Source organism: Microvirga sp. HBU67558 (assembly GCF_018069605.1).
In the GTDB taxonomy this organism is placed as follows: Bacteria; Pseudomonadota; Alphaproteobacteria; order Rhizobiales; family Beijerinckiaceae; genus Microvirga; species Microvirga terrae.
The window spans coordinates 1-1,450 of record NZ_JAGPUP010000325.1; the positions used below are offsets into that span (position 1 = coordinate 1).

Sequence of the window (1,450 nt, forward strand, 5' to 3'; positions counted from 1 at the left end):
CTGAATCGATCTATTGTGAATGGATTCTTGACGCGCGACTCCACAGCCAACTCAGAATCGGTCATGTCTCGTAACGGCACGAGTGTAACGGGTGAATGCCATGCCTGACGTGAAAGGGATCGAGCGCGTACAGCGCTTTCGCAAGTCTCGCCGGGAACGGGGAGACAAGGAAGTGAACGTCTGGATTCCTGGACTTCTGAGTACTGCGATCGACGAAGCGGTCGAGAGTGGGCGCTTCAAGTCCCGCGAGGCCGTCATCACCCATGCCCTCGAGGCCCTATTTGCTCAAAAGGAGCGAAATGTCGTGACGTAAACCAGGCAAAGCAAAAGGCCCACGAAGCTGGAAACTTCGAGGGCCTTTGGAGACCACCGCGAGGGTGGGCATAAGAAGATGTGTTGCAACGTCCTTATGCCATCCCGACAAGCTGACTGTCAAGAGCATCGGTTACGGTGAACGCTCCCGCTTTGCCCTCACCATGGAGGGTACGATGCAGCTTGCATCGTCAGGAGGCCGGCGGCTGAGACATGCCGCTCTGGCCGCGAGAGAACTTGCGCTCGACGCTGGGCGCACGGTGACGAGAAAAGAACTATCTGCGGCAGCTCGTGAGGCTGCCAAGGCCCTGGAATTGCGCAACGGACCCCGGTCCGTCCTCTCCGAGCTCGTCGCCTGCTGGGGCGAGCAGGAGTGGGAGCGGCTGCTGGTCTGGCCGTCCAACGACTACCTCATGAGCCGCACCGGCCTCTCGGAGCGCTCCATCCGCTATGCGTTCAAGGTCCTCATCGATCAGCAGCTCATCGTCCCGAAGGAATCCCCGAACGGAAAGCGCTATGCAGTCAAAGACTTGGCTGGAGAGCTCGTCGACGCCTTTGGGTTTGACCTGACCCCCGTTTACGCCAAGCGAGGGGAGTGGGCTGAGCGTCTCATCGAGATGAAGCAGGCCCAGGAAGCGCGCAAACGCGCTTTCGACGAGATCACCATCGCCAGGCGGGCGGCCGAAGAGGCGCTGAGTGCCTTAGCTGAGCATTATCCAGATCTTGATCGCTCCGACCTTGAGGAACAGGTCAAAGGCCTGAAAGCCCGCACACCTGTGCGCAGCACGAAGGCCATGCCGCACGCGATCCTCGATGAGTGGACAGCCGTGAGGATGGCATGCGAGCAAGCTTTCTTAGAAGCGGGCAATGGCGGCAAAGACTGCCGTCACACTAATAACAACAACGGATCTCCTAGTGAGCCTTGTAACAAGGGCTTTCCGAAGAAAGCTGAGGCGGTTCGTTCAACCGAACAACCGTCAGAGCACCTATCACCGGAATTAATCCTTGAGGCCTGCCCGACCTTAAGCGACTACGGCCAGCCGGTGCGGGATCTGGCGGATATCGTCTCGGCCGGCCGCTACCTGCGGGCTTCCCTCGGGGCACATGAGAGCGCCTGGGCCGAGGCCGTGGAGGAGAT

2 protein-coding genes are annotated in these 1,450 nt (G+C 59.7%); both read left to right on the forward strand.

All coding sequences use genetic code 11. The features are described from left to right. Positions 1-100: 100 nt before the first annotated feature. Complete coding sequence (locus tag KBI52_RS01510) at positions 101-313, forward strand: hypothetical protein (protein WP_210804872.1); 213 nt, start codon at positions 101-103, stop codon at positions 311-313. A 175-nt stretch (positions 314-488) separates the two neighbouring features. After that, the coding region (repC, locus tag KBI52_RS01515) for a plasmid replication protein RepC (protein WP_210804871.1) at positions 489-1,450 on the forward strand (962 nt) is incomplete at its 3' end.

Bases quoted from the DNA above. Each gene is read 5' to 3' on its own strand.
- KBI52_RS01510 (WP_210804872.1), top strand. From the start codon at position 101: ATGCCTGACGTGAAAGGGATCGAGCGCGTACAGCGCTTTCGCAAGTCT.